Raw genomic sequence first — 17,788 nt, 5'->3', positions numbered from 1 at the left:
TCGCCCGCGGACGGTCCTCCCGTCCTGCCGGGATCAGTACCGCTGCGGCGGCGGCTCGTCGGACAGCTCGGTCGACTCGACCGGCCTGGCCTGCTGCGGGTAGCCCTGCTGCGGCCCCGGTCCCGGCTGGGGGTTCGGTCGCGGTGCCGGCGTGGGCTGTGCCCCGCCGCCACCCTGGTCGGCCGGGGGCTGCTGGATCACCTGGGTCTGCTGCGGAGCCGGCTGCTGAACCGGCGCAACCGGCTGGGCGGGTGCCTGGGGCGGCAGCGGCCGCACCCCGGCGCTCAGCGGAGCGGGCGTCGACGGCTTGCCCACCGACAGCGGGCTGGGCACCTCCTGGCGGGCGACCGCCTCGGCGGCCCGGACGGCCTCGGCCACCTCCGGGTCGGTCGAGGTGTCGAACCAACTGGCGATCTCGTCGTCGTCGGTGTCGGCGCGGTTCGGCGGCTCGTAGGCGGGCGGCTCGTAGCGGAAGACGCCGTCCTCCCCCGGCGCACCCAGGGCCTTGGCGAAGCCCTCGAGCGCCTTGCCGAAGTCGTTGGGCAGCATCCACACCTTGTTCGCGTCGCCCTGCGCCATCTGCGGCAGCGTCTGGAGGTACTGGTAGGCCAGCACCTCCGGCGTCGGCTTGCCGGCCTTGATCGCGTCGAAGACCTTCTCGATGGCCTTGGCCTGGCCCTGAGCCTGGAGGTAGCGGGCAGCGCGTTCACCCTGGGCCCGCAGGATGCGCGACTGGCGCTCACCCTCGGAGGCGAGGATGGCGGCCTGCTTGGCGCCCTCGGCGGAGAGGATCTGGCTCTGCTTCTGGCCCTCCGCGGTCTTGATGGCGGCCTCGCGGGTGCCCTCCGCGGTGAGGATCATCGCGCGCTTCTCCCGGTCGGCGCGCATCTGCTTCTCCATGGAGTCCTGGATGGACAGCGGGGGGTCGATGGCCTTCAGCTCGACCCGGGCGACGCGGATGCCCCACCGGCCGGTGGCCTCGTCCAGGACCCCGCGCAGCTGTCCGTTGATGGAGTCGCGGGAGGTCAGGGTCTCCTCCAGGCTCATCCCACCGACCACGTTGCGCAGGGTGGTCGTGGTGAGCTGCTCGACGCCGACGATGTAGTCGGAGATCTCGTAGACCGCGTCCCGGGGGTTGGTCACCTGGAAGTAGACGACGGTGTCGATGGACACGGTCAGGTTGTCCTGGGTGATCACCGGCTGCGGCGGGAACGAGACGACCTGCTCGCGGCGGTCGATGCGGGCGCGCACCCGGTCGAGGAACGGCACGAGGAAGTTCAGGCCGGGCTCGGCGACCGACCGGAACCGGCCGAGGCGCTCGATCACCGCGGACTGCGCCTGGGGGATCACCAGGATGGACTTGACCACGACCGTGAGGACGAACAGAACCACGACCAGGACGACGATGAGGATGGTCAACGTGCCTCCACTCCGGCTGGGGTTGGCGCTTCCCGGTAGGCGCGCAGGAAGTAGATCACATGGTCACCCCGGGCCTGTTCATGCCGGCATCGCGTCCCACCGGAAGATGGGCGCGTTCACCTGGTTGCATCAGTCGGAGTCCGCCAGCACGACCGCGGTCGCCCCGGCGATCTCGACGACGGTGACCGAGGAGCCCGGCGAGATCGTCTCGCTGGTGACCGTGCGCGCGGTCCAGACGTCACCGTCGAGCCGCACCTGCCCGCCGTGCTCGTCGACCGGCTCCACCACGACCGCCCGGCGCCCGATCAGCGCGTCGACGTTGGTGTGCACCAGCGCCCCGTGCATGCGGCGTTTGAGCCAGGGCCGGGCGAAGGTCACCAGCCCGATCGAGACGAACGCGAACACCAGCGCGGCGATGAGCGTGTTGCCCGACGCCCACTCGGCACCCGCGCCGGCCAGGGCGCCGACGCCCACCATCAGCAGGAAGAAGTCACCGGAGAGGATCTCGGCCGAGATCAGCGCGATTCCCCCGATGAGCCAGAACACTGCGGCCATGGCGTCATGATTTCAGAGTCGAGCCGCCTGGGTCACTACTCTTCACCGGTGGTAACGAAGTCGATAAGCCGTTCCACGGCGCCGATCAGCGGGGTCTCGAGGTCCTTGAAGTTGCGCACGCCGGCGAGCACGCGGCGCCAGCCGTCGGCGGGCTCGCCCCAGCGCAGCGCGCGGCACACGCCCTCCTTCCAGGGGACTCCGCGGGGGACGACCGGCCACTCCCGGATCCCGACCGACCCGGGTTTGACCGCCTGCCACACGTCGACGTAGGGGTGCCCGGTGACCAGGACGTGCGGTTCGCGCAGGGTCTCGACGATCCGGGACTCCTTGCTGCCGGCGACGAGGTGGTCGACCAGCACGCCGAGACGGCGCCCGGGGCCGGTGCCGAACTCGGCGACCATCCCGGGCAGGTCGTCGATCCCGTGCAGCGGTTCGACGACCACGCCCTCGACCCGCAGGTCGTGTCCCCACACCCGCTCGACGAGTTCGGCGTCGTGGATGCCCTCCACCCACAGCCGGCTGTCCCGGGCGGTGCGTGCGGTGTGGCCCTGGACCCGAACCGACCCCGACGCCGACACCGTTGTGGCCGGTGCCGGCCGGGCGACCGGGCGGACCAGCGTCACCGGCTTCCCCTCGAGCAGGAAGCCGGCGGGGGTGAGCGGAAACACCCGGTGCCGCCCGTGCCGGTCCTCGAGCACGACGTTGCCGTGCTCGAAGCGGGTCACCGCGCCGCAGAACCCGCTCGCCGGGTCCTCGACGACGAGCCCGGGCTCCGCGCTCACCTCCGGCACCGCCCGCCGGGCCGGCTTGCGGGACAGGACGTCTCGGCCATAGCGGTCGCTGTGCTGGGAGCTCACGACGGGCGACCTTAGGGCACGTCCGCGCAGCGCGGGCACCCATCGCCCCGGAGTGTCGCCCCCGGGTGCGACGATCCGGGCGAGGAGAGGGAGGAGCGGCATGACCGGTTCCACCGTGCTCGACGTTCGCGCGCTCAACCGCGCGACGCTGGCCCGCCAGCTGCTGACCGAGCGGGTGACGCGCCCAGCGCTCGAGGTCGTCGAGCACCTGGTCGGCATGCAGGCCCAGGCGCCGTTCCCGCCTTACTACGGCCTCTGGACCCGCATCGCGAACTTCGATCCCACCGAGCTGGCCGACGCGCTCCTCGACCGCCGTGCCGTGCGGATCGTGCTGATGCGCGGCACCGTGCACCTGGTGACCGCCGCCGACGTGGGGCTGCTGCGGCCGCTGGTGCAGCCGGTGCTGGACCGGGATCTGCGCAGGAACAGCCAGCACGCGGCCGGGCTCGTCGGCCTGGACCTCGACGCGCTCGCGGGCTGCGCCAGGGAGGCGCTGGCCGCCGGTCCACTCACCGCGGCCGAGTTGGGAGCGGCCCTCGCGCGCAGCTGGCCGGACCGCCCGCCGGGCGCACTCGCCCACGCGGCACGGGGAGCGCTGCCGCTGGTGCAGGTCCCGCCCCGAGCGGTCTGGGGCCGCAGCGGGCGCACCGCCTACCAGCCGGCCGACACCTGGCTGGGCCGGGAGCTGGACGCCGCACCGGACCCGGCGGCGATGGTGGCGCGGTACCTGGCGGCGTTCGGCCCGGCCACGGTCGCCGACCTGCGGACCTGGTCGGGCCTGACCGGGCTGCGGGAGGTGGTCGAGGCCATGGACCTGCTGGCGTTGCGCGACGAGCGGGGGCGGACGCTGTACGACCTGCCGGCAGCGCCCCGCCCCGATCCCGACCTGCCGGTGCCGGTCCGGTTCCTGCCCGAGTTCGACAACGTGCTGCTCTCCCACGCCGACCGCACCCGGATCATCTCCGAGGACCTCCGGCGGCGGCTGTTCGCCAGCCGCAACGGGGTGGTCCCCGGCACGTTCCTCGTGGATGGCTTCGTCCGTGGCGAGTGGCGGATCAGCCGGGAGCGGTCGGCCGCGACGCTCACGATCACCTCCTGGGCGCCGGTCGGCGAGGACGACCGCGCCGCACTCGTCGTCGAAGGCACCCGGCTGCTCGAGTTCGCCGCGCCCGAGGCGGGCTCGCGGGACGTCGTCTGGGTCGGACCGGACTAGAAGCGGACCAGCCTAGAAGGCCGGCCAGGGGATGGCGCGGTAGTCGGCGCCTGGCGTGGGGAACTCGTTGGACCGCTGGAACTGCTCCACCCGCCGGCGCAGCGCGCGGACCTCGGCACGGGTCAGGTGCTCGGCCAACCGCTCGCCGAGGCTTCTGTCCAGCGCGGCCCATAGGGTGTCGAGCATCGCCACGACGTCCTCGGGCAGCGGCTCGCCGACCCAGCCCCACAGGACCGTCCGCAGCTTGTGCTCGGCGTGCAGGCAGATCCCGTGGTCCACGCCGTAGACGTTGCCGTCGGTGCCGTGCAGGACGTGGCCGCCCTTGCGGTCGGCGTTGTTGATCACGACGTCCAGCGCGGCGAGCATGCGGACGCTCGGGTGGTCGGCGTGGACGAGCACGGCGGGGTCGCCGAACCGGTCGTGGGCCCGTAACACCCGCTTCCACCCCACGGGCACCTGATCGGGGGCGAGGACGTCGACCAGGTCGTCGCCCTCCTTGGTGTCGATCCACAGCTGCACCATGCCGGGGCCGAACGGTCCGGGGCGCAGCACGGTCGGCGGGATCAGCGACAGACCGGCCGCCTCCGACACCAGGTACGCGCCGATCTCGCGGCCGGCGAGCGTGCCGTCCGGGAAGTCCCACAGCGACCGCTCGCCGCTGATCGGCTTGTACACGCAGTGGGCCACCGCGTCGCCGCCGGTGATCTCGCAGAACAGGGTGGCGTTGGAGGCGTCGACGAGGCGGCCCTCGATCTCGATGCGACCGCGGGTGAGGAGCTCGGCGACGGCCGGATCGGAAGGCAGCAACTCAGGCCGTCTCGTCCTCGGTGCGCCGGTAGCCGTTCTGCCGGGGGCACACGTGCCCGGCCGGGTCCAGCGGCTCCCCGCACAGTGGGCACGGCTTGCGACCAGCGTTGATCACCCGGTCGGCCCGCTCGGCGAAGGCACGGGCCTCGGCGGGGGTGAGGAACACCCGGACCGCGTCCGGGCCCTCCGGGGTGTCGTCGAGCACGACGGACTCGTCGACGTCACCCTCGGTCACCGCGAGCAGCTCGATCACCACCGCGCGGGTCTCCGAGTCCCAGCCCAGCCCCATCGTGCCGACCCGGAACTCCTCCTCGACCGGCACGACCAGCGGGTCGGCGTCGACCAGCTCCTCGGGTGTCTCGTCGGGCAGATCGGCGCCGAACCGGCGCGCGACCTCCTCCAGCAGCGATCCGATGCGTTCGGCGAGCACGGCCACCTGTTGCTTCTCGAGCGTGACGCTCACCGTCTTGGCGCTCTCCGAAGCCTGCAGGTAGAACGTGCGGTCACCGGGTTGGCCAACCGTGCCGGCGACGAACCGATCAGGTTGGCGGAAGACATGTATAACGCGAGCCATGGCACCTCCGACCCTACGGCAAACAAGCCGCTCGAGCAGGCCTGTTCCCGCCAATGATGTCCGGTCCCTGGCGGGTCGTGGGCGGCGACCCCGCGCTGGACAGCGACTAGGGTTTCTCCCGTGGTGAAGATCGCACCGTTCGGGAGCTGGGAGTCACCGCTGAGCGCGGCCGAGGTCGGTCTCGCGGGCGGAGAGCCGAAGTGGGTCGGCACGCACGCCGGCCGCGTCTGGTGGGTGGCGGGCAGGCCTGCCGAGGGCGGCCGCAACGCCCTGCTCCACGAGGGGGACGGCGCCGAGCCGGTCGAGGTGCTGCCGGCGCCGTGGAACGTCCGCAACCGTATGCACGAGTACGGCAGCCGGCCCTGGACGGTGGTCCCCGGCGCGGCGGGCGAGCTGCTGGTGTTCACCCACTGGGACGACCAGCGCCTCTACGCTGCCCCGGTGGACGGCTCCGGCGCGCCGACGCCGATCACCGCCGAGCCGCAGCGCCACCACGGGGTCCGCTACGGCGACCTCTCCCCCGGCCCGGAGGGCACCGTGCTGTGCGTGCGGGAGACGGTCACCGGGGACCGGCCGACCGACATCCGCCGCGACCTGGTCGCCGTGCCGGTCGACGGCGGCGGCGAGGTGCGGGCGCTGGCCGCGAGCCACCGCTTCATGGCCGGCGCCCGCCTCTCCCCCGACGGCGCCCACCTGGCCTGGATCGGCTGGGACCACCCCCGCATGCCCTGGGACGGCAGCGAGCTGTGCGTCGCGCCGCTCGCGGATCCGACCGCCCACACGGTGCTCGCCGGCGGGCCGGCGGAGAGCGTGTGCCAGGTCGAGTGGGAGTCGCCCGAGACCCTGCTCGCGCTGACCGACCCGGACGGCTGGTGGAACCTGTTCCGCGTCGGCCGCGACGGTGCCGTCCGCAACCTCGCACCCTGCGAGAAGGAGCTCGGCGGCCCGCTCTGGATGCCGGGCATGCGCTGGTTCGCCCCGCTCGGCGAGGGGCGGTTCGCCGTGCTCGCCTCCGGGCGCCTCGCCGTGCTCGACGAGCACGCCGGCACGGTCACCGAGGTGGTCACCGACCTGTCCTGGTGGTCGGCGGACGTGGGCGTGCTGGACGGCGAGGTGGTGGGCGCGGCCGGTTCGGCGGCGCGGGAGGTCGCGGTGGTCCGGCTCGACCCCGCGACCGGCGCCACGACCGAGCTGACCCCGCCGCGGCCCGACCCGCCAGACCCCGCCTACCTGCCGGTTCCCGTCGAGCGGGTGTTCGCCGGGCCGGACGGCCGGTCGGTGCCGGCGCTGGTGTACCCGCCGCGCAACCCCGCCTTCGCCGGGCCGGAGGGCGAGGCGCCGCCGTTCGTGGTGCACGTCCACGGCGGGCCGACCGGACGCGCGCGGCCTGTCCTCGATCTCGAGTTCGCCTACCTCACCAGCCGCGGCATCGGCGTGGTCGCGGTCAACTACGGCGGCTCGACCGGGTACGGGCGAGAGTTCCGCGAGTCGCTGAACGGGCAGTGGGGCGTCGTCGACGTGCACGACTGCGCCGCGGTCGCCACCGCCCTGGCCGACGAGGGGTCGGCGGACCGGTCCCGGCTCGCCATCCGCGGCGGCAGCGCGGGCGGGTGGACCTCGGCCGCCTCCATCACCAGCGTGGACACCTACCGCTGCGCGACGATCATGTACCCGGTGCTGGACATGCTGGCCTTCGTCGGCGAGACCCACGACTTCGAGTCGCGCTACCTCGACGGTCTGGTGGGCACGTTGCCCGAGCACGAGCGGCGCTACGTCGAGCGCTCCCCCATCAACCGCGTCGACCGCCTGGCCGGCCCGGTCCTGCTGTTGCAGGGCCTGGAGGACGAGGTGTGCCCGCCGGCGCAGGCCGACCGGTTCGTCGCCTCCCTGGACGGCACCGGCATCCCCCACGCCTACCTGACCTTCGAGGGCGAGCAGCACGGCTTCCGCAAGGCGGAGACCATCCAGGCTGCGCTGGAGGCCGAGCTGTCGTTCTACGGCCAGGTGTTCGGCTTCACCCCACCCGGAATCCCCCCACTGGAGCTGCGCTCATGAGCCGCACGCGGCCGCGGCGGTTGCGTTCGGGTGACACCGTCGCGGTGGTCGCGCCCGCCGGGCCGGTGTCGCGGAACTACCTGGACACGAGTGTGGCGGTGCTGCACGAGTGGGGGCTGCGGGCCGTCGTCGCCGACCATGTCCTCGACCGGCACCCGGAGCTGCCCTACCTCGCCGGCACGGACGCCGACCGCGCTCGTGACCTGCAGCGCGCGTGGTGCGACCCGGAGGTCGCCGCGGTCGTCTGCGCGCGTGGCGGCTACGGCTCGATGCGGGTCCTCGACCTGCTCGACTGGCCGGAGCTGGCGGCCGCGGGTCCGAAGGTGTTCACCGGCTCGAGCGACATCACCGCGCTGCACGCGGCGATCGGCGAGCACCTGAACCAGGTCACGTTGTTCTCGCCGATCCTGGCCGGCCCGTCCTTCGACGCGGCGGCGCAGAAGCACCTGCGTGCCACGTTGTTCGAGCCGGAGAGCATGTGCGTGCTGACCGGCCCGACCGTCGCGACGGTGAACCACGGCAGCGTGACCGGAACGGTGGTCGGCGGCAACCTCAGCCTGCTGGCCGCCTGCGTGGGCGCCGCGCCGCCACCCCCGGAGGGGGCGATCGTGCTGCTCGAGGACGTCAACGAGGCGCCCTACCAGCTCGACCGGATGGTCACCCAGCTGCTGCGCGCCGGGTGGTTCACCGGCGTGGCCGGTATCGCGCTCGGGTCGTGGACCGGCTGCGGTACCCCCGAGGAGGTGTACGCGGTGCTGGGCGACCTGCTCGGCGGCCTCGGCGTACCCATGGTCTGGGAGCTCGGGTTCGGTCACGTGCCGGCCCAGCTGACCATGCCCCTGGGCGTCGAGGCGACGCTCGACGCGGACGCGGGCACGCTCATCCTGGCCCAGGCGGCCCTGAGTTGACACCCGAACACATCCTGGGCCATTCCTCACATCCATCCGAGTCAAGGCGAGGTGAGGCATGGCTTTCTTCAGGTCGGGACACAGGCAGGACAGCGTACACGCCGAGGAGGTGGTCGCCGAGGCAGAACGTGGCCAGGCTGATCACCGCGATCCAGGGCGACGCCGGCAGCGTCGTGGTCTCGCTCGGGGATCAGCGTGATCGTGGACAAGATCAACGAGACCCAGACGATGATCAGCGGGGTGCTCACCGAGCAGGCGGCCGTGACCCGCGACGTCGTCGGCTCGTAGCCGCTGGTCGGAACGGGTCCCGTGGCGCGGCGCCGTGGGACCCGTGGTCGGTGGCCTACCCGACCAGTGCCGACTCCAGCAGCGTCTTCAGGTCGGCGAGCAGCTCCGGCCAGCCGCCGGTGTGCTCGAGCCGGCCGCTGACCGCCTTGTACATCTCGGTCTCGCCGGCGAACCCGGCGTGGGTCACGGTGAGCCGGACCCGCCCGTCCCCGAGGTCGGCGAGGTCGAAACCGACCCGCGTGCGCGGCTCGCGCCGCAGCTCGTCCAGCCGTTCGGCAGACCAGCCGAACAGTTCGGCGTGCTCGGGCTGGTAGTTGTGCCAGCTGTAGGCGAGCCTGCGGTGCGGGTCGGCCTCGAGCACGACCTGGTCGTGGTCCTGGGCCGGTCCGTCCGGCTCGGCGCGCAGCAGGACCGGGGAGCCCACCCGCCAGTCGGAGACGAGCTCCAGCCCGCCCCAGTACCGGCGGGTGAACTCCGGCTCGGTCAGCGCGCGCCAGAGCCGCTCGGGGGTGGTGCGGATATAGGTGGTGTAGACGAACGTGGTCTCCACGGGCTCCTCCAGGGCTGCCTTCAGGTCGGCCAGCGCGTCGACCCGGTCCCGGTCGTACCGGTGGATCCAGCGTCGGGCGATGCCGTTGATGGGTTCGGCGTTGAGGTAGTGCAACTTCTCCCGCCCCTGCCATGCGGTCGTCACGAGGTTGGCCTCGACGAGGACGGCGAGGTGCTTGCTGACCGACTGGCGCGCCATCTCCAGCCCGGCGCACAGCTCGCGCAGGCTCTGGCCGTTGCGGTCGTTGAGTTTGTCGAGCAGTTGGCGGCGGCTGGGGTCGGCCAGCGCCCGGAACACCTCGTCCATGTCTCACCCCTCAACATGCAGCCGTTTGGCTGCATGATGGAGTTTATGCAGCCAAACGGCTGCACGTCAAGATGTCGATCAGGAGCGCTCGGACAGGCGGAGCGGGTCGGGGCGTACGAGCGACACCGCCGCCAGCACCGACAGGGCGATCGCGGCGATCATCAGTCCCCACACGTAGAGCATGGTCTCGCCCTCGGGCGAGTACGGCGCGGCCATGAACGCGCTGAGCCCCACTGCCACCGCGAGCTGCCGGGGCTTCCACGCCCACGCCGCCGCGATCGCCAGGGCCCACGTCAGGTACCAGGGCAGCATCGTGGGCGAGAGCACCGCGACCGCGAACAGGGCCACGCCCGCCCGGCGTACCGCGGCAACACCGCCTACCCGCGCCGCCCACCACTGCCGGGCGAGCACGACCACCAACAGCACGGTGCCGAGCACCCGCGTGACGGTGACGAACGGGTCGCGGGACAGGTCGAGCAGACCGCCGAAGACCGCGTGCAGCAGCTCCCCCGCCGCGGTCGGCAGCGACAGCCAGTTCACCAGCCGGGACGAGGCGTTCACCATCGTCACCCAGCCCAGGTCCACCCCGGCGGCCAGGGTGACCGCGCCGAACACCACGGCGAACACCGCGACCGCGCCGGCGCACGCCCGCGCGAAGGCCCGCCACCCGGCGGAGGCCAGGTGCCCCGCCCACACCCAGACCAGGAACGGCAGCGCGACCGCCGCGCTGGCCTTCACCGCCACGCCGAGCGTCACCAGCGCGATGCCCGCCACGTGCCGGCGGTCCAGCACCAGCGCCGTTCCCGCGGCCAGGAAACCGACCATCAGCAGGTCGTTGTGTGGACCGCCGAGCAGGTGCACCACAGTGAGCGGCCCGGCGACCAGCAGCCACGCCGCCACCGGCAGGCTGCCGCCGAGGTGGCGCACCAGCCTGGGCAGCGCCCACAGCAGCAGCGCCAGCCCGAGCAGGTTCGTCAGCTTGACCGCCAACACCCCGGCGACGATGTTCGTCCCGGTCACCGCGACGATCCCCTTGACGAGCAGGATGAACAGCGGTCCGTACGGAGCGGGCGTGCTCTGCCAGAACGGGTGCACGTTCTCGATGAACTCGGGCTCGGGCAGCACGGTCGGCCCGACCGTGAACGGGTCGAAGCCCTGCAGCGCGATGGCTCCCTGGGCGAGGTAGGAGTACACGTCCCGGGTGAACAGCGCGACCGGCGCGACCAGCGGCGGTACCGTCCAGCACGCGGCGGCGAGCAGCACCGGACGGGTGCCGGCCCGGCCGGCCAGGACGTGGCGGCCCAGCCGCACCCAGGCCGTCACCAGCAGCACGTAACCGAGGTAGACGACGAGGGCGGCGAGCATCTTCCCGTGGCCGTAACGCATCCACGAGATCGGCCCCTCGGACATCAGCGGGTCGCGCACGGCGCCGGCCGCGGCGCCCAGCCCGCCGACGAGGATCAGGACCGAGCCGACCGTGCCCAGGACGAGGGGCCGCCGCCACGGCCGCTGCCCGCTCCGCCCCACCTGCTCGGTGGCCATCTCGGGGGCCATCTCAGGGGCGGCGGGGTCAGCGCGTAACACCGGGCCCGACCGCGAGAAGTGGTTCCCGGTCGGCGGCGAACAGGTTGAGCGGGTCGTGGCGCAGCAGCGAGACGCCGGCGAGCACCGAGACGCCCGCGGCGCAGGCGATGAACAGCCAGTTGTAGAGCAGGTCGTCGCCGGCGGGGGTGTAGGTCAGCACCAGGAACACGGCCAGGCTCACCTGCACCGCGAGCTGTCGGCGCTTCCAGGGCAGGGCGGCGGCGAGCATGAAGCCCCAGGTGAGGTACCAGGGCAGGGTGGCCGGGGAGAGGATCGCCACCACCAGCAGGGCGATCGCGGCCCGCTTGACCGCGTCGGGTCCGCCGTCCCTGGCCCGCCACCACTGCTTGACCAGGATCACGATCATCAGGATCCCGCCGACCACGCGCAGCGCGTTGACGAAGTAGACCTTGTCCAGGTCGATGACCAGCCCGACCACCGAGTGGATGATCTCCCCCACCCCGGTGGGCAGCGACAGCCAGTTCACGATGGCCGTCGGCGCGTCCAGCGCGGCGATCCAGCCCAGGTTGACCCCGGAGACGAGCGTGGCGACGGCGAACGTGGCCACGAAGATCCCGACCGAGCAGGCGCACGCGCGGGCGAAGTTCCGCCAGCGGGTCGAGTGGAGGTGCCCGGCCCAGACCCACACCAGGAACGGCAGCGCCACCGCACCGGTGGCCTTCACCGCGACGCCGACCGTCACCAGCGCGATGCCGGCGACATGGCGCCGCTCGAGCACGAGCGCCGTTCCCGCGGCCAGGAAACCGACCATGAGGACGTCGTTGTGCGGGCCGCCGATCAGGTGCACCACGGTCATCGGGCCGGCGATCGCCAGCCACATCGCGACCGGCAGCCGCCCGCCGAGGTGACGGACCAGCACCGGCAGAGCCCACATCAGCAGCAGCACGCCGACCACGAGGCCGAGCCGCATCAGCAGCACGCCCAGGATCATGTTCGTGCCGGTGAGCGAGATGACTCCCTTGGCGAGCAGGATGAACAGCGGCCCGTAGGGCGCGGGCGTGCTCTGCCAGAACGAGTCGACGTTGTCCACCACCGGGTCCACGTCGAGGTTGCCCGGCCCGACGGTGAACGGGTCGAACCCGTGCAGCGGCAGGGTTCCGTAGGCGATGTAGAGGTAGGCGTCGCGGCTGAACACCGGCGGCGAGAGCAGCATCGGGACGATCCAGCAGGCCGCCGCCACCAGGACCGGCCTGGTGCCCACCCGCCCGGCCAGCACGTGCCGGCCCAGGCGCACCCAGGCCCAGACGACCAGCAGGAAGCCGGTGTAGAGCACGACGGTCGCCAGCATGCGCCCGTGGCCGTACCGGATCCAGGACATCGCGCCCCGGCCGATCAGCGGGTCCTGCGCGAGGATGGCGCCCGCACCGAGCGCGCTGACCAGGATCAGCAGGCTCCCGACCGTGCCGAGCGCGATCGTGCGTACCGGCAGCGGATGCGTGCGCCGCACACCGGATTCCGCGGAGGTCGCGTCGTCGACGGTGGTCACAGGTGGCGCCCCGGTGGTGGTAGACATGGCGGCTTGAGATTACACAGGAGCGTTGGTCTGTTTGCCGGAGCGGCCCGTTTCGGCTCGACCCGCGGTACCTGCCGGGACACCGGTGGTAGCGATCACCGGGCGGCGCCTCGTCCGGCGCGTGTCGCCTCGGTCCCAGCTGGACAGTCAGGGGCGGGGGAAAATACGGTGCCGCCATGGCGGAGGGCACCGGAACGCAGCGGCCGCCGGCGTCCCCGGCCGTGACCGCGGCGGGTTTCGACCGCTCGCTGATCCTGCCGATGGTGCTCGGCGTGGTGCTGAACCCGGTCAACTCCTCGATGATCGCGGTGGCGCTCGTCCCGATCGGCGTGGCGTTCGGCGCCCCGCCGGCCGAGACCGCCTGGTTGGTGTCCGCCCTGTACCTCGCCACGGCCGTCGGCCAGCCGGTCGCCGGCCGGCTGGTCGACATGGTCGGACCCCGGCCGGTGTACCTGGTCGGCGCCGGGCTGGTCGGCGTGGCCGGGGTGCTCGGCGCGGTGGCGCCCGACCTCGGGGTGCTGATCGCCGCGCGGGTGCTCCTCGGCCTGGGCACCTGCGCCGGCTACCCGGCGGCGATGTCGCTGATCCGCGGGGAGGCGGGGTCGGGGAGCCCGACCGGTGCGCTGACCGTGCTGGCGGTGGCCGGGCAGGTCGTGTCGGTGGTCGGGCCGACCCTCGGCGGGTTGCTGACCGAGCTCGGTGGGTGGCGGACCACGTTCACCGTCAACGTCCCGCTCTCGCTCGCCTGCCTCGCCCTGGGCGTGTGGCGGCTGCCGCGCCGCGAGCGGCGCCCGGCCCGGCTGGACCTGCCCGGGATGGCGTTGTTCGCCGTCGCGCTGACCGCACTGCTGCTGTTCCTGATGGACTGGCGGCACTGGTATCTGGTCCCGGTGACCCTCGCCGCCGGCGCCGCGCTCGCCGTGCGGGAGCTGCGGGTCGACGACCCGTTCATCGACCTGCGGGTGCTGGGCGGCAACGGACCGCTGCTGGTGACGTTCGGGCGGACGCTGCTGACCTTCGCCGTCTCCTACTCGTTCCTCTACGGGTTCACCCAGTGGCTCGAGCACGGCCGGGGGCTCTCGCCCACGGTGGCGGGGCTCGTGCTGCTGCCGCTGTTCCTCACCGCGATCACGGTATCCGCCATCACGGGACGGCGGGTCGAGGTCCGCGGCAAGCTGGTCGTCGGCGGGCTGACCCAGGTCACCGGCTGCGCGCTGCTGTTGTTCGTGGACGGCGCCAGCCCGGTGTGGCTGCTCGTGCTGATCGCCGCGGTCCTCGGCCTTCCGCAGGGGCTCAACGCACTGGGCAACCAGAACGCCATGTACCACCAGGTCGAGGCGGAGCGAATGGGTGCGTCGGCCGGGTTGCTGCGGACCTTCTCCTACCTCGGCGCGATGCTCGCCGCCGCGGCCAACGGCGCGTTCCTCGGCCACGGCGCCGACACCGCCGGCCTGCACGACCTGGCCCTGGTCATGCTCGGCGCGGCGATCCTCTTCCTGGCCGCGTCCGCGCTGGACCGCTCGCTGCGGGGGATCCGCGGGGAGCGGTCCTGATCCGGAGACGGGCGTGCCTTAGTGCTCGGCGGGGGTTCCCAGGGTTGGTAGGGCTGCCAGCAGGGAGCGGGTGTAGTCGTGGGTGGGCGAGCGGAGTACCTCGTCCACCGGGCCCACCTCGACCAGCTCGCCGCGGTACATCACCGCGACGCGGTCGGCGATGTTCCAGGCCAGGCCGAGGTCGTGGGTGATCACCAGCGCGGCGAGCCCCAGGCGGGCACGCAGCCGCAGCAGCAGCGCCAGGATCTCCCCGCGGACCGACGCGTCGAGTGAGGCCACCGGCTCGTCGGCCACCAGCAGTCGTGGTTCCAGGGCCAACGCCCCGGCGATCACCACCCGCTGGCGCTGCCCGCCGGAGAGCTGGTGGGGCAGCAGCGGCATGAACTCCTCCGCCGGCCGCAGCTCCGCCGCCTCCAGCGCCGCGGCCACCCGCGCACGCTCGTCGCCCGGCATCTTGTGGATGCGCAGGCCCTCGGCGACCGACTCGTAGACGCTGTGCCGCGGGTTCAGGGCGCTGGTCGGGTCCTGCAGCACCAGCTGCACCTGCCGGCGGTACGCCCGCAGGCCCCGCGTGCCGGTCGGCAGCGGCGTGCCGTCGAACACCACGCGGCCGGCCGTGGGCCGCTGCAGGCCCAGGACGGTCCGGGCGAGGGTCGTCTTGCCGGACCCGGACTGGCCGACCAGGGCGACGATCTCCCCCGCGTGCACCTCCAGGTCCACCCCCGCCACCGCCGTCGTCACCGACCGGCCTCGGCCGGTGAACGTGACCCGCAGGCCCTCGGTGCGCAGCAGCGGCTCCCCGCTCGGCGGGGGCGGCGGGTCGGGCAGGCCCAGCTCGCTGGAGGTGGCCGGCGCGTACCGGTACTCGGGGTCCCCGACGGTGGGGAACGCCGCGGCCAGCGCGGCGGTGTGCGGGTGCTCGGGCCGGCCGATCACCGCGGCCGACTCCCCCTCCTCCACGAGCCTGCCCTCGTACATCACCGCGAGGCGGCGGCAGGTCGCGGCGAGCACGGCCAGGTCGTGGCTGATCATGATCAGGCCGATGTCCTGCTCGGTGACCAGCCTGCTCAGCAGCGCGAGCACCTGGGCCTGGACGATTACGTCGAGCGCGGTCGTCGGCTCGTCGGCGATCACCAGCCTCGGCTCGCAGGCCAGCGCCATGGCGATCATGACGCGTTGCTTCTGGCCGCCGGAGAGCTCGTGCGGGTACGACTCGCCCTTCTCGGCGGGCAGCTCGACCTGGGCGAGCAGCTCGTCGACCCGGCGGCGCAGGGCCGCGGGTGGGGGCGGGGTGTCGGCGTGCAGCACGATCGGTTCGGCGATCTGGTCGCGGACCCGGCGTACCGGGTTCAGCGCGTGCATGGCGCCCTGGAACACGATCGCCGCGGTCGTCCATCGCACGGCCCGCAGCCGGCCCCACTTCATGGTGTTGACGTCCTCGCCGTCGAGCAGGATCTCACCGCCGATCCGGGCGGAGGCCGGCAGCAGCCGCAGTACCGACATGGCGAGCGTCGACTTGCCGCACCCGGACTCGCCCGCTAGCCCGAGCGTGTCGCCGGGGGCGAGCGAGAGGTTCACCCCGCGCACGGCCTCGATCTCCCGCCCGCGCCCGGTGTAGCGGACGGTCAGGTCCTTGATGTCGAGCAGTGCCACGCCTCAGCCCTCCCGCAGCCGTGGGTTGAGGACGGCTTCCAGCGCCCGCCCGCACATGGTGAACGCCAGCACCACGATCCCGATCGCGATGCCCGGCGGCAGCAGGTACCACCAGGCCCCGGCGATGACCGCGCTGTCCAGCCAGGCCGAGCGCAGCATCGACCCCCAGGAGGGCCGCATCGGATCCGGGTCGCCGAGGCCGAGGAACGACAGCGTCGACTCGGCCACGATGGCCGAGCCGACCGCGAGCGTCGTGTTCACGAACACCAGCGGCAGCACAGCCGGCAGCACGTGCTTGCCGATCACGTGCAGGTGTCCGCCGCCCAGGGCCTTGGACCGCTCGATGTAGGGCCGGGCCTCGATCGTCAGGGTCTGCGCGCGGACCAGCCGGGCCGCCGACGGCCACGAGGTGAGCCCGATGGCCAGGATGATCGTGCCGACCCCGCGCTCGAGCACCGTGGACAGCGCGATCGCCAGCACCAGCGAGGGAAGCACCAGGAAGAAGTCGGTGACCCGCATCAGGCCGGCGGACACCCAACGGCCGTAGTGCGCGGCGAGGATGCCGATGATCGTCCCGATCGCGATCGAGAGCAGCGTGGCGACGAAGCCCACCAGCAGCGAGACCCGCGCTCCCCACAGCGTCAGCAGCAGCACCGAGCGCCCGACGCGGTCGGTGCCCAGCGGGAACTCCCCGCTCGGCGGCTCCATCCGCCCGCCGGTTGCCTTGGTCACGTCCAGGCCCTGCTGGTCGGAGATGTAGGGGGCGAGCACGGCGAGCAGCACGATCAGAACCAGCAGGCCCAGGCCGACCAGGCCCGCCCGCTGGCTCGCGTACTGCTTCCACCCGGCGGCGAACGCGGCACCGCGCCGGCGCCAGGCGAGCGCGCGGGGGCTGGGGGCGGTCACGATGCACGCACCCGCGGGTCGAGGACGCGGTAGAGCACGTCGGCCAGCACGTTCATGAGGATCACCGCTCCGGCCAGGACGACGAACGTGCCCTGCAGCAGCGGCAGGTCACGCACGCGCAGCGCATCGTAGGTGAGCAGGCCCAGGCCCGGCCAGGAGAACACGGTCTCCACGCTGACCGCGCCGGCGATCACGAAGCCCAGGTGCAGGAACACCAGGGTCACCGTGGGCAGCAGCGCGTTGGGCACCGCGTGGCGCCGGCGCACCAGGTCGTCGCGCAGGCCCTTCGCCCGCGCCGTGGTGAGGTAGTCCGCGCCCATCTCCTCCAGCAGCGAGGAGCGCATGACCAGCTGGTACTGCGCGTAGATCACCGCGACGAGGGTGATCGTCGGCAGCACCATGTGGTGGGCGACGTCCAGTGCCTGGGAGAGGAAGTCGGGAGCGGTGTCGGAGTAGACGATCCCGGCCGTCGGGAACAGCCCGCTGGTCGCCGCGAGCAGCAGCATGCCCAGCCAGAACGTCGGCGTCGACCACAGCGCCAGCGCGACTCCGGTGGAGATCCGGTCGAACCTGCTCCCCCGTCGCCAGGCCGAGCGGGTGCCCAGCCACAGCCCCAGCGCCACCGCGATCAGCGTGGCCACGCCGACCAGCAGCAGGGTCGGGCCCAGCCGCTCGAGGATCTTGTCGGTGACCGGCACGTTGAACACGTAGGACTGGCCGAGGTCCCCGTGCAGCAGCCGCCACAGGTAGTCGAGGAACTGCTCGAACAGCGGCTTGTTCAGCCCCAGCCTCTCCTCGGCCTCGGCCATCAGCTCCGGGGAGGCCGGCCGGCCGCGGAACATGGTCTGGATGACGTCCCCGGGCAGCACCCGGAACAGCAGGAACCCCAGGACGACCACCAGCGCCATGCTGACCAGACCGCCACCGATCTTGGTCAGCACGTAGCGGAGGGCGCCGCCACCACGGGTGGGTGGCGGCGCCTCCGCCAGCGCGTCCTCGGTCGGGGTGAGGATGTCCGACACGAAT

The 17,788-nt window shown here is 72.8% G+C and carries 15 protein-coding genes; 4 read left to right on the top strand and 11 right to left on the bottom strand.

Translation table 11 applies throughout. From position 1 onward, the window contains the following. Positions 1–33 precede the first annotated feature (33 nt). The 3 genes from BU204_RS24545 to BU204_RS24535 form a co-directional block, all read right to left on the bottom strand. Positions 34–1,413 carry an SPFH domain-containing protein gene (locus BU204_RS24545; RefSeq protein ID WP_075128149.1) on the bottom strand — a complete coding sequence of 460 codons (1,380 nt, stop codon included), beginning with the start codon at positions 1,411–1,413 and terminating at the stop codon, positions 34–36. A gap of 135 nt (positions 1,414–1,548) precedes the next feature. Next, positions 1,549–1,974: an NfeD family protein gene (locus BU204_RS24540; protein WP_075128104.1), complete on the bottom strand. Its 426-nt coding sequence runs from the start codon at positions 1,972–1,974 to the stop codon at positions 1,549–1,551. A gap of 35 nt (positions 1,975–2,009) precedes the next feature. Continuing rightward, on the bottom strand, positions 2,010–2,831 hold the full coding sequence (locus BU204_RS24535) for a DUF3097 domain-containing protein (RefSeq protein WP_075128103.1): 822 nt from the start codon (positions 2,829–2,831) through the stop codon (positions 2,010–2,012). Positions 2,832–2,931: 100 nt separating this feature from the next. On the opposite strand from BU204_RS24535, the gene BU204_RS24530 reads away from it, so the two are divergent. Then, positions 2,932–4,044, top strand: a complete 1,113-nt coding sequence (locus BU204_RS24530) for a winged helix DNA-binding domain-containing protein (RefSeq protein ID WP_075128102.1) — start codon at positions 2,932–2,934, stop codon at positions 4,042–4,044. 12 nt (positions 4,045–4,056) lie between these two features. On the opposite strand, the gene BU204_RS24525 is transcribed toward BU204_RS24530, so the two are convergent. Both BU204_RS24525 and BU204_RS24520 read right to left on the bottom strand, forming a co-directional pair. Continuing rightward, the gene (locus BU204_RS24525) at positions 4,057–4,851 is read right to left on the bottom strand and encodes an SCO1664 family protein (protein ID WP_075128101.1); all 795 of its coding nucleotides are present in this window, start codon (positions 4,849–4,851) and stop codon (positions 4,057–4,059) included. 1 nt (position 4,852) lies between these two features. Continuing rightward, on the bottom strand, positions 4,853–5,425 hold the full coding sequence (locus tag BU204_RS24520; protein WP_075128100.1) for a DUF3090 domain-containing protein: 573 nt from the start codon (positions 5,423–5,425) through the stop codon (positions 4,853–4,855). Between the two features lie 120 nt (positions 5,426–5,545). Here BU204_RS24520 and BU204_RS24515 point away from each other — a divergent pair, with 120 nt between their 5' ends. Together BU204_RS24515 and BU204_RS24510 are read left to right on the top strand one after the other, a co-directional pair. Beyond that, positions 5,546–7,480 carry a prolyl oligopeptidase family serine peptidase gene (locus BU204_RS24515; RefSeq protein WP_075128099.1) on the top strand — a complete coding sequence of 645 codons (1,935 nt, stop codon included), beginning with the start codon at positions 5,546–5,548 and terminating at the stop codon, positions 7,478–7,480. Then, complete coding sequence (locus BU204_RS24510; protein WP_075128098.1) at positions 7,477–8,388, top strand: S66 peptidase family protein; 912 nt, start codon at positions 7,477–7,479, stop codon at positions 8,386–8,388. Before BU204_RS24515 ends, BU204_RS24510 begins: the two co-directional genes overlap by 4 nt. 343 nt (positions 8,389–8,731) lie before the next feature. On the opposite strand, the gene BU204_RS24505 is transcribed toward BU204_RS24510, so the two are convergent. From BU204_RS24505 to mptB (BU204_RS24495), 3 genes are all read right to left on the bottom strand, one after another. Beyond that, on the bottom strand, positions 8,732–9,532 hold the full coding sequence (locus BU204_RS24505) for an ArsR/SmtB family transcription factor (protein WP_075128097.1): 801 nt from the start codon (positions 9,530–9,532) through the stop codon (positions 8,732–8,734). Positions 9,533–9,610: 78 nt separating this feature from the next. Next, on the bottom strand, positions 9,611–11,074 hold the full coding sequence (gene mptB, locus BU204_RS24500) for a polyprenol phosphomannose-dependent alpha 1,6 mannosyltransferase MptB (protein WP_143229705.1): 1,464 nt from the start codon (positions 11,072–11,074) through the stop codon (positions 9,611–9,613). Between the two features lie 28 nt (positions 11,075–11,102). Then, positions 11,103–12,650, bottom strand: a complete 1,548-nt coding sequence (gene mptB, locus BU204_RS24495) for a polyprenol phosphomannose-dependent alpha 1,6 mannosyltransferase MptB (RefSeq protein WP_075128095.1) — start codon at positions 12,648–12,650, stop codon at positions 11,103–11,105. Positions 12,651–12,826: 176 nt separating this feature from the next. Between mptB (BU204_RS24495) and BU204_RS24490 the strand changes: the two genes are divergently transcribed. Next, the gene (locus BU204_RS24490; protein WP_075128094.1) at positions 12,827–14,203 is read left to right on the top strand and encodes an MFS transporter; all 1,377 of its coding nucleotides are present in this window, start codon (positions 12,827–12,829) and stop codon (positions 14,201–14,203) included. 18 nt (positions 14,204–14,221) lie between these two features. Here the strand turns inward: BU204_RS24490 and BU204_RS24485 are convergent, their stop codons facing one another. Genes BU204_RS24485 through BU204_RS24475 form a run of 3 tightly spaced genes read right to left on the bottom strand, consistent with a single transcriptional unit; the run spans position 14,222 to position 17,784 of the window. Next, positions 14,222–15,856 carry a dipeptide ABC transporter ATP-binding protein gene (locus tag BU204_RS24485; protein WP_075128093.1) on the bottom strand — a complete coding sequence of 545 codons (1,635 nt, stop codon included), beginning with the start codon at positions 15,854–15,856 and terminating at the stop codon, positions 14,222–14,224. Between the two features lie 3 nt (positions 15,857–15,859). After that, the gene (locus BU204_RS24480) at positions 15,860–16,765 is read right to left on the bottom strand and encodes an ABC transporter permease (protein WP_408608045.1); all 906 of its coding nucleotides are present in this window, start codon (positions 16,763–16,765) and stop codon (positions 15,860–15,862) included. Then, a complete protein-coding gene (locus BU204_RS24475) occupies positions 16,759–17,784 on the bottom strand; it encodes an ABC transporter permease (protein ID WP_075128091.1) in 1,026 nt (341 codons plus the stop codon). Before BU204_RS24475 ends, BU204_RS24480 begins: the two co-directional genes overlap by 7 nt. Positions 17,785–17,788 lie beyond the last annotated feature (4 nt).

It is taken from the genome of Actinophytocola xanthii (genome assembly GCF_001921205.1).
GTDB classification, from domain to species: Bacteria; Actinomycetota; Actinomycetes; order Mycobacteriales; family Pseudonocardiaceae; genus Actinophytocola; species Actinophytocola xanthii.
This window is presented reverse-complemented; position numbering and strand designations above follow the sequence as displayed.

Coding starts and splice junctions, on each gene's coding strand:
- BU204_RS24540 (WP_075128104.1), bottom strand. CDS start 1,974: ATGGCCGCAGTGTTCTGGCTCATCGGGGGAATCGCGCTGATCTCGGCC.
- BU204_RS24530 (WP_075128102.1), top strand. CDS start 2,932: ATGACCGGTTCCACCGTGCTCGACGTTCGCGCGCTCAACCGCGCGACG.
- BU204_RS24520 (WP_075128100.1), bottom strand. CDS start 5,425: ATGGCTCGCGTTATACATGTCTTCCGCCAACCTGATCGGTTCGTCGCC.
- BU204_RS24510 (WP_075128098.1), top strand. CDS start 7,477: ATGAGCCGCACGCGGCCGCGGCGGTTGCGTTCGGGTGACACCGTCGCG.
- BU204_RS24505 (WP_075128097.1), bottom strand. CDS start 9,532: ATGGACGAGGTGTTCCGGGCGCTGGCCGACCCCAGCCGCCGCCAACTG.
- mptB (WP_143229705.1), bottom strand. CDS start 11,074: ATGGCCACCGAGCAGGTGGGGCGGAGCGGGCAGCGGCCGTGGCGGCGG.
- mptB (WP_075128095.1), bottom strand. CDS start 12,650: ATGTCTACCACCACCGGGGCGCCACCTGTGACCACCGTCGACGACGCG.
- BU204_RS24490 (WP_075128094.1), top strand. CDS start 12,827: ATGGCGGAGGGCACCGGAACGCAGCGGCCGCCGGCGTCCCCGGCCGTG.